General features: G+C 49.7%; 10 protein-coding genes. All 10 read left to right on the top strand.

Annotation, left to right across the window (positions count from 1 at the left end; translation table 11 throughout):
* Positions 1–2: 2 nt before the first annotated feature.
* The 10 genes from surE (at position 3) to Q0174_RS10305 (ending at position 8,764) form a co-directional block, all read left to right on the top strand.
* The gene (gene surE, locus Q0174_RS10350; protein WP_298043794.1) at positions 3–782 is read left to right on the top strand and encodes a 5'/3'-nucleotidase SurE; all 780 of its coding nucleotides are present in this window, start codon (positions 3–5) and stop codon (positions 780–782) included.
* Positions 775–1,440 carry a ThiF family adenylyltransferase gene (locus Q0174_RS10345; protein ID WP_298043792.1) on the top strand — a complete coding sequence of 222 codons (666 nt, stop codon included), beginning with the start codon at positions 775–777 and terminating at the stop codon, positions 1,438–1,440. The genes surE and Q0174_RS10345 overlap by 8 nt, the downstream gene beginning before the upstream one ends.
* A gap of 690 nt (positions 1,441–2,130) precedes the next feature.
* Complete coding sequence (locus tag Q0174_RS10340) at positions 2,131–2,628, top strand: nitroreductase family protein (RefSeq protein ID WP_291938251.1); 498 nt, start codon at positions 2,131–2,133, stop codon at positions 2,626–2,628.
* Positions 2,629–2,630: 2 nt separating this feature from the next.
* Positions 2,631–3,482 (top strand): ModD protein, encoded by an 852-nt coding sequence (gene modD / locus Q0174_RS10335; protein WP_298043789.1) that lies wholly within the window; start codon positions 2,631–2,633, stop codon positions 3,480–3,482.
* 116 nt (positions 3,483–3,598) lie between these two features.
* Complete coding sequence (gene modA, locus Q0174_RS10330; RefSeq protein WP_298043787.1) at positions 3,599–4,300, top strand: molybdate ABC transporter substrate-binding protein; 702 nt, start codon at positions 3,599–3,601, stop codon at positions 4,298–4,300.
* Positions 4,297–4,965, top strand: coding sequence for an ABC transporter permease subunit (locus Q0174_RS10325; RefSeq protein WP_298043786.1), 669 nt, complete (start codon positions 4,297–4,299; stop codon positions 4,963–4,965). The genes modA and Q0174_RS10325 overlap by 4 nt, the downstream gene beginning before the upstream one ends.
* Before the next feature lie 65 nt (positions 4,966–5,030).
* Positions 5,031–5,576, top strand: coding sequence for a superoxide dismutase family protein (locus tag Q0174_RS10320; RefSeq protein WP_298043785.1), 546 nt, complete (start codon positions 5,031–5,033; stop codon positions 5,574–5,576).
* A 402-nt stretch (positions 5,577–5,978) separates the two neighbouring features.
* Entirely contained in the window at positions 5,979–6,509 is a 531-nt protein-coding gene (locus Q0174_RS10315) for a DUF1104 domain-containing protein (protein ID WP_298043784.1), read from the top strand.
* A 476-nt stretch (positions 6,510–6,985) separates the two neighbouring features.
* The gene (locus tag Q0174_RS10310) at positions 6,986–7,648 is read left to right on the top strand and encodes a response regulator transcription factor (protein WP_298043783.1); all 663 of its coding nucleotides are present in this window, start codon (positions 6,986–6,988) and stop codon (positions 7,646–7,648) included.
* An 18-nt stretch (positions 7,649–7,666) separates the two neighbouring features.
* Positions 7,667–8,764, top strand: a complete 1,098-nt coding sequence (locus tag Q0174_RS10305) for a HAMP domain-containing sensor histidine kinase (RefSeq protein WP_298043804.1) — start codon at positions 7,667–7,669, stop codon at positions 8,762–8,764.
* Positions 8,765–9,321 lie beyond the last annotated feature (557 nt).

The raw sequence follows: 9,321 nt of genomic DNA, 5'->3' as shown, positions 1-9,321 counted from the left end.
ATATGAAAGAAATTTTAATCACTAACGACGACGGATTCGAAGCGCGCGGGCTTTTAGAACTCGCAAGCGCGCTAAGAGGGGTCGCAAACGTCACCATCGTAGCGCCGAGCTCGGAGAAATCGGCCTGCTCGCACTCGCTCACTCTTACCCGTCCGCTTAGATTTATCAAGCTCGACGACGGATTTTTCAAACTCGATGACGCTACGCCCGCAGACTGCGTGTATTTGGCACTCCGCGCGCTGTATAACCGCAAGCCCGATCTTGTGATAAGCGGCATAAATCACGGCGCCAACGTCGCGGAGGACGTAACCTATTCGGGCACGTGCGGAGGCGCGATGGAGGGGGTTTTGCAAGGCATTCCCGCGCTCGCGGTGAGCCAGTTTTATGTCGCGGATTCGCTGCAGCGATACGGATTTGATCTCGCGTGCGAGCTCGCGGTGGAGCTGGTCGAGAAAATCTTTAATAAAGGCTTTCCTCTGCCGCCGAAGCAGTTTTTAAATTTAAATGTCCCTGCCGTCTCAAAGCAGGATTTTAAGGGGCTTTCGGTTGCGCCCTGCGGCGAGAAGCTCTACGATACCGACGCGCAGCTAAACCGCAATCCGCGCGGGATGGAGTATTATTGGCTAGGCAAATCTACGCTCAATTTTGATGCAAGCAAAAACGAAAATAGCGACATTTCGGTACTTTTTAAGGGGCGGGCGACGTTAAGTCCGATTAAGTTAAATTTAACCGCGCACGAGCAGATGAGCGCGCTAGAAAGGTGGATGAGAAACGATGAGTGAAGTTGTAGTAGACCGCTTTTCGCGCTCGCGCCTGCTTTTCGGCGAGGATTTTGCAAGGCTGCAAAGCGCTAAAATTTTAATCTGCGGCTGCGGCGGCGTGGGCGGAGCGGTGATAGAGGCGCTGTACCGCAGCGGCGCGGTAAGCTTAAGCGTGATCGATTGCGATCGCTTCGAGATCACCAACCAAAACCGCCAGCTTGGAAGCGAGCACGTAGGCGAGCTAAAATGCGAGGTTTTCGCGCGCAAATTTAAAGGCGTGACGCCGATCGCCGCTAGGATCGATGAGGAATTTTTATCTAAATTTGATCTAGCAAAATTTGATTTCGTAATCGACGCTATCGACGACGTGAGCGCTAAGATCGCGCTTGCGCTGCGCTGTAGCGAGGCGGGCGTGGGCTTCATAAGCTCGATGGGTGGCGCAAAGAGGCTTGATCCCGCTAGGATCGAAATCCGATCAATCTGGCAGACGCAAGGCGATCCGCTCGCGCGCAAGATCAGATACGAGCTGCGAAAGCGCGGCTTTGCGGGCGATTTTGACGTCGCCTGCTCGAGCGAGCCGCCGCGCGTCAAATCGATGGGCAGCTTCATGGGAGTGACCGCGAGCTTTGGGCTTTTCATCGCAAGCTACGTCGTGCGCAGGCTGATAGGCGATCGATAAATTTAAACGCTTAAAATTTTATAGCGTTTCGGCGTGCGGCTCCGTCTGGTTGGGTTTTGCGGTTAAATTTTAGATATTTTGAGCTTTTGATGATCCGAGCGCGCTTTGCATGCGGTACGGCGCGGCAAGTGCTTTGCGGACGCGCGCGCGGTTAAAATTCAAAAGCGGCGAAAGCGGAATTTTACCAGGCGACGAAGATAAAATTTGCTCGGCGCGAAGGTGAAATTTCATTGTTGCGAAGGATAAAATTTTATCCGCAAAGATCGACGCAGACTCAGCGCGAGATGAAATTTAAGGACCACGCGAGCTACACGCACATATTGATGCATACGGCGTGTCATTTTAGCAGGTGCCAGATAGCGGCCTAGGATTAAAATTTAAATATGCGGGTCGCAAGCTTGCTTGTGAGCGAAATTTAAGCAAGCTAAGTTTGAGCGGATGTTCTTTGCGGCGGATTTTCACAGCAGCGCGATTTGAAATTTTATCGCAGTTTTGAGCGCTTTTTGATGCAAAAAGAGGCGCGCTCAGGCAAGCAAAACCAAATTAGCGCGCATCGGCCGCCACGTAGCGCCTAAATAGCGCAACGTGTAAGCAAGGCTCAAGCAAACGCAGCGGCAAGCTTACTTCTAAATTCCATTTTTTACCGCTCGTAAAAAGCGGAATTTAGAAATTTGATTTAAAGGAACAGCGATGAATGAAATTTTTACACGCACGAGCGTGCGGAATTTTACCGAAAAAATGCCGAGCGACGATCAGATCGAGCTCGTGCTAAAAGCCGCTATGCAAGCCCCTAGCGCGGGCAACCAGCGCTCATGGGAGTTTTACGTAGTACGCGACCGCACCACGCTTACGCTACTTAGCAGCGTCGGCACCTACGGCGGCTGCACGAAGGATGCGCCGCTTGCGATCGTGGTCTGCACGCGCAAAAGCGGCTTAAAATTCCAGCCCTACGCTCGCTACGACTGCGCTTGTGCGGCAGAAAATCTCTGGCTAGCGGCGCACCATTTGGGGCTTGGCACCACGTGGCTGGGCGTAGCGCCCGATATTTACGCAATGGAGCGCGTAAGAGAAATTTTGGATCTGCCTGGGCATTTGGAGGCGTTTTGCATTATGCCTTTGGGCTTTCCGTCTCGCGTCACAAAGGCGCATTCACGCTTTGAGCCCGCTAAAATTCACTTCGTAGGCTAGATATGTTTATTTCGCAGAGTAAAATCGACGATCTAATCGCTAGCGACGGCGCGTTTTTGGACCTTACGACCGAGCTTTTACAGGACTTCGTGGATTTAAACGCGCCCGCGCGGCTTTCGATCGTAACGAGGCAGTATCTGATCTTTAGCGGCGGAGGAATCGCGCGCGAAGTAGCGGCGCGCTTTGGTTGCGAGACGCAGCATCTAGCGCGTGAGGGAAGCGCATTTTGTGCGGGAGAAGAAATTTTTAGCGCGCGGGGAAGCTTTGAGAGCTTGCATAAAGCTTGGAAGATCGTTCAGATCGTGTTTGAATACTCCTGTAAAATTTCTACTTACGCGCACGAGATGGTTGCGCTGATGCGAGAGGCAAATCCGCGCTGCGTGCTGGGTGCAACGCGCAAGAGCTTTCCTTTTGCGAAGGAGCTTTGCGTAAATGCGCTGATCGCAGGCGGCGGGACGATGCACCGCCTGGGGCTGCACGACAGCGTCCTGTTTTTTTCAAACCATACCCGTGCGTTTGCGAGCTTTAGCGAGTTTTGCGCGCAGATCGCTAAATTTAAAGAGCGCGCGCCCGAGCGAAAAATCATGATCGAAGTAGCGAGCGAGCGCGAATTTAGCGAGCTTTTAAAATACGCGCCTGATGCGATAATGTGCGATAAGATGAGCTCTGGCGAGCTTAGAGCCTGCGTTTTGAAGCGAGATGAGACGGCGCCGCAGATTAAAATTTGCGCTGCGGGTGGCATAAATAAAAATAACTGCGCAGAGTTTGCGGCTACCGGCGCGGACGTGCTCGTAAGCTCGGCGGTTTGGAATCAGGGCGTGTGCGATCTAGGCGGAAAGATAGAGCTTATCTAAATATTAAATTTTAAATTTTAAGACATAAAAGTCTAAAACAGGGCATAAAAATGCAATTTATTAATAAATAGGAGTATATTTTGTAAAATTCTTAAAATTTCAAAAAAAGGATTTTCATGAAAAAAATTGCTTTTATTTTAGCGCTTGCGGCAAGCGTTTCGTTCTGCGCGGATCAGCTGATAATCGCAGCCGGCGGCGGATACAAAAAGCCTGTCTCGGCCGTGATCGAAAATTTGAAAAAAGAGGGCATGGACGTGGCGGGATCGTTTGCCAACCTCGGCCAGCTCGTCATTCAATCGCGCGAGAATAAAATTTCATTCATCGTAGGCGACGAGGCGTTTTTGAAAAAAAGCGATCTAAATATCACTAAATTTGAACGCGTTGGGCACGGCACGCTCGTTTTGGTGACGCCGAAAAATATTAAAATAAACGATGTCTCCGAGATCGCAAAGTTCGATAAGATCGCGATGCCAGATCCTAAAAAGGCGATTTACGGTATCAGGACGAACGAGTTTTTACAAAACGCCAAGATGGAGCTGGTAAAAGATAAAATTTTAGCCGTCGCGGGCGTGCCACAGGTGGTCGCATACGTCATCAACGGCGAGGTGCAGGCGGGCTTTATCAACAGCACCGAAGCGGTCGCCAAAAAAGATGAGTTCGGCTCGATCATCTACATCGACGAGAGTCTCTACAGCCCCGCATTCATCGGCATCGCAAGGCTTAGCGCGTGCAACGATGAAGCGCTTTGCGAAAAGGTGATGAAGGAATTTCAATCGGACCGCTCAAAAGAGATTTTTTCAAAATTCGGTCTTAAATGAGCGACATCGCTTGGATCGCGCATCCTTTGCTTTTAAGCGTCAAAGCCCTGTTTTGCAGCTTTTTGCTGCTGATTACGGCAGGGCTTGCGATTGCGTATTTTTTAGCCTTTAGCAAATCGAAGCTTAAAAAAATCGTCGAAATTTTAGTGATTTTTCCGCTCATCTTCCCGCCGATCGCGACGGGATTTTTGCTGCTTTATGTTTTTGGAAAGAGCGGTTTTATCGGCTCTGCGTTAAATTTAGACATCGTTTTTAACTTCTCTTCATTGGTAATCGCCGCGTTTTTGGTGGGACTGCCACTGTTTGTAAAGCCCGTATGCGCGAGCTTTGAGCTATTTCCGAAAAGCTTAATCGAAGCCGCGCAAATTTTAGGCAAAAACAGAGCTCAAATTTTCCTCTTAGTAATCCTTCCTAGCTCGCTTAAAACGCTCGGCTCCGCGCTCATTTTAGCGCTCTCGCGCGGGCTTGGCGAAGTGGGTATCACGCTGATGCTGGGCGGAAACATCGTGGGCAAAACCGACACGTTAGGCCTTGCGATCTACAATGCCGTGTATGACGGAGAGAACGAGCGGGCGCTGATTTTAAGCGTTTTGCTCGTAATTTCCAGCTTGATCTTATTCTTCGCGATAAGCCTTTTAGATAAAAAGCAAAATTTATCTAAATAAGAAAAATTATTTTTTAAGTATTTTTGGATAAAATTGCACTCACATTTCATTTTAAAGGATTTATCATGAAGAAATTTCTAATTTCATCAATTTTAGTCGCAAGCGCCTTGATCGCTCACGAGCACGGCGATATGCAAAATTTTGACCCTAAGACCGGCAAGCACCTCGTCATCGCGATGGAGCAGCTAGGCGAGAAGGGTAACGTGAGCGTAGGCGAGGTCGTAGCGGTCGAGACGAACTACGGCGTGGCATTTTTCCCGAATTTAAAAGGTCTTACTAGCGGCGTGCACGGCTTTCACGTACATCAAAACGCCGACTGCGGCGCGACCGAGAAGGGCTTAGGCATGAAAGCTGGCGGTCACTGGGATCCGAACGATACCAAAAAGCACTCGTTTGCTTGGGACGATAGCGGCCACAAGGGCGATCTGCCTGCGCTTTTCGTCGATGCCGAGGGCAATGCGGTCTATCCGGTGCTAGCTCCGAAAATTAAGAGCCTAGATGAGCTAAAGGGCCACTCGCTAATGGTTCACGTAGGCGGCGATAACCACAGCGATCATCCGAAGCCGCTCGGCGGCGGCGGCGCTAGAATGGTCTGCGGCGTTATAAAATAGGCTTCGTTGCGGATGAAATTTAATCATCCGCAATTTCTAAGTATGTCCGCTCTGCGGTTAAATTTACGCGACGAAATTTCGCCGTCCGCAGTGTCGAGATACGCCCGCTCTGCCGTTAAATTTACGGATGGCGGGCTTTTAATGCAATCTATGCAGCGCGAATTTATGCTAAATTTACGCGCTACGCACCTCTTGCTTTCCGCTTAAAATTTTAAAATTTAGCCTTGTTTGCGCGCATTGCGCTTCCGCCCTGTTTTTGTCGCAGCAGCGTAAAATTTTCTAAATTTAAATCAAAGCTTTAAATTTACGACGCCGAGCTATTTTGGCGGCGCGGCTGCTTTACTTAACTTTTTCTTCACGACTTTTTCCTACAATTATGCCAACTTTCACAAAGGAGAGAGAATGAAAAAGATTGTTTTAGTAAGCGTTTTAGTCGCGGGCGTGCTGTTCGCCGCAGATTTTCAAAATAGCACTCCCGAGCAGATCAATGCCGTAGTCGCGGGCGCCGATGCCAAGAGCTTAAGCGAAGCGGCGTTTGAGATCGACAAGCGCGCAGGCGAGCTAAGGGCGCAGGCAAGGGATCTCAAGCGCGGATTTAAAACGGAGTTTAAAAAGAAGCTGGACGCTATGAGCATCGAGGATCGCGAGAAATTCCTAGACGAGTTTAGAAAAAACTATAACGCCCAGGCGGGCAAGCTAAGCGTCGAGCAGGCGGATAGGCTGGATATCGAGCTTAAAGATCGCGGTAATTTCGGCAAATTTAAAAGGCCCGCTCGCGGGTTCGGTCCGCACAGATCGCAGGTGGCTCCAGGAGAGTGCGGCCATATGCCGCATAAAGGAATGGGCAACGGCGCGGGTCCGGCAATGCCGCCAAGAGGCGGGATGCCGTGCAATCAAAACGCGGGCGCCGCTCCGTGCCCTATGGCGCAGTAGTGCCGCTTACGAGCAAGCTACGTAGTTCCGCGCACCATTTGCGCGGAATTTTGTTTTATCGAAACATGGCGCGAGAATTTTAGAATTTTAGCTTGAAATTTATGCGGCATAGCGCCGATAAAATTTCGCAAAATTTTATCGGCACAGGCGAGGTTTTGAAATTCTACGCCGAGAAATTTTATATCGCGAAATTTAGAATTTCGTAGCGGCGGAATTTTAAAGCCCAGCGTTTTACCTGTAAATTTTAAAATTTCGCGGCGTGAAAATTTTATATCGTAAAATTTTAGTTTCTTGCGCCGTGCCGCGCGAACAATACTAGGCGAGCAATCTTATAAGCCTAAATTTAGTAAGCATACTTTTGAGCTAAGACGCGTCGTTTTCGCCACGATAAAATTTTGCCCTGAAATTTTGCAATTAAATTTTACGTGGAATTTCACAGGGTATAATTTCAAAAATTCTACGCAAGGAGGCGGGCTATGGCAAGGGTTTTGATCGTCGAGGACGAGGGAATGCTGCTAGATATGATGTGCACCTATATGCGCAGCGCGGGGCACGAGGTAAGCGGCAGTAAAAGCTACGACGAGGCGCTATTTTTAGCGTACGAAAAGAGCTTTGATCTGTGGATCTTCGACGTCAAAATCATCGGCGGCAACGGCTTTGCGCTGCTTCGCGAGCTGCGCGAGGCGGGGCGCGGAGCACCGTGCATTTTCACGACGTCGCTAAATACTCTGCAAGACGTCGAAAGCGGCTTTGGAAGCGGCTGCGACGACTACCTCAAAAAGCCTTTCGAGCTAAAAGAGCTGGCTCTGCGCGCGGATAATCTACTAAAGCGCACCTTCGTCCACAACGCCGCCCTGCGCGAAAATATCGGCGGAGGTTTTAGCTTTGATATGGCTCAGCGCGCGCTTTATCGCGACGGAAGAGCCGTGCCGATGCCGCAGAAGCAGGCGCGGCTTCTTGCTCTGCTTCTGAAAAACCGCGATAAATTCCTTAGTAAAGATGAAATTTTCGCCGCGCTGTGGGACTACGACGAGAGCCCGAGCGAGCTTAGCCTGCGCGTTTATATCGCGGAGCTGCGAAAAATTTTGGGCAAGGATCGCATCATAAACGCTTCCAAGCTTGGCTACAAATATCTCTAGGAGCGCGCCGTGTCCAAAATGCGTCAAATTCTACCGATTTTTTTGCTCTATACGCTCACCAGCGTCCTGTTTTTGGCACTGGTAAGCAGTGTATTTTACGAGCGGGAGAAGTTTTTTATCGCGGATCGCGATGCCTTTGCGATCAGGGATTTCAAGCACGGCCTAGAGGCTAAGCTCGCTCGCGGCGGGCGATTAAACGAGAGCGATTTCGACGCCATGCAGGCATATGCAGCGGATCTAAATAGCAGCGATGAGATCGCGCGGGATTTTGAGCCGAAGGATGATGCGCCGCGCGTGTATATGGAGGGTACCAGCAGGATTGAGCAGTTTAATCTCACCGGCAAGGACGGCACGGAGTACTACGTAGCGATCAAAACTGAGGCGCTTGAGGGCAAGCTGGCGGCGCTGAAGCTTAAAATTTTAGCTGTGAGCGCGCTTGTTTTGGCGCTTATTTTGTTGATCGCGTATTTTATCATCCGCCTTTCACTGCGCCCGCTTTATGAAAAGATCGAGTTTCTTGACGGCTTCATCCGCGACACGACGCACGAGATAAAAACCCCGCTTAGCGTGATTTTGATGAGTATCGAGCTTTTTGATACCGATGCGAAAAAATATCTGGGCAATATCAAGGCGGGCGCAAATACGATAAACGCGCTATTCGAGGATCTAACCGCGCTAAGCTTAAACAAAAGCGGCAGCGGACGGGAGATAAATTTGGGCGAGCTGGTGCAAAGCCGCATCAAATATTTCGGCATCGCTGCGGAGCAAAAGCGAATAAGCTTGAGCACCGATCTGCGCCCGGTAACCTTTTGCGCGGATGAGTTTAAGCTGCGAAAGATCATCGATAATCTACTTGGCAATGCGATAAAATATTGTGATGAGCTCGGCTGTGTCGAGGTAAGCCTGCGCGAGCGTTCGCTTCGCATCAAAAATAGCGGCGCGGGCATCGCGCGGCAAAATTTGCCGCATATTTTCGAGCTTTACACCCGCTTTGACGAACGCAACGGCGGTTTTGGCATCGGGCTTTTTATCGCCAAAAAATACTGCGACGAGCTCGGGCTTAAAATTTCGTGCGATAGCAACGAGGATTGGACGGAATTTGAGGTAAAATTTTAACTTTACCCAAACGAAATTCTGCGCAAACGAAATTTTAACAGGCGAGCCTGTTAGGCTTAACCGCGCGGGTTTAAATTTAGCTAGCGATTCCGTCCGCAAAAATTTGCGCTAGGTTATAATTTGACGGCGGAATTTACGCATGCAATCCGGTCGCACCCACAAAATTTCGCCCGCCGGTTTGCAGAATACATAGCGTAAAATTCTACGGAATTTCGTGAAATTTTATTTGGACGCAGGCAAGATCGCGGTGGCTAGGGATATAATTTAACGGCAGCTTAGATAAAACCGCGCGCGATAATCGGCAAAATTCCGCGAAATTTCGCCGAGCGCGTTAAGTTCGCCTTTACCCTGCTATCTCATACACGCCGTATTCATAGCTAGTGCAAAGGCGGTATCGCTTTGGGTTTTGATACCCAATAAAAATATCTATTCGGCTTCTCATTCTTACCGTTCGGCGCGTCGGCGTGGACTACGCGCGGATAAATTTTAAAATTTAGACAAGTTCCGCCCCGCCGAAGCGAAGTAGAGCTTGTCTAAAATGGGCGGCGTAGCTATTT

The sequence above is a fragment of the uncultured Campylobacter sp. genome, from assembly GCF_937996225.1.
Taxonomy (GTDB): domain Bacteria; phylum Campylobacterota; class Campylobacteria; order Campylobacterales; family Campylobacteraceae; genus Campylobacter_B.
The sequence above is the reverse complement of the archived record's forward strand: the minus strand, read 5'-3'. Positions and strand labels throughout refer to the sequence as shown.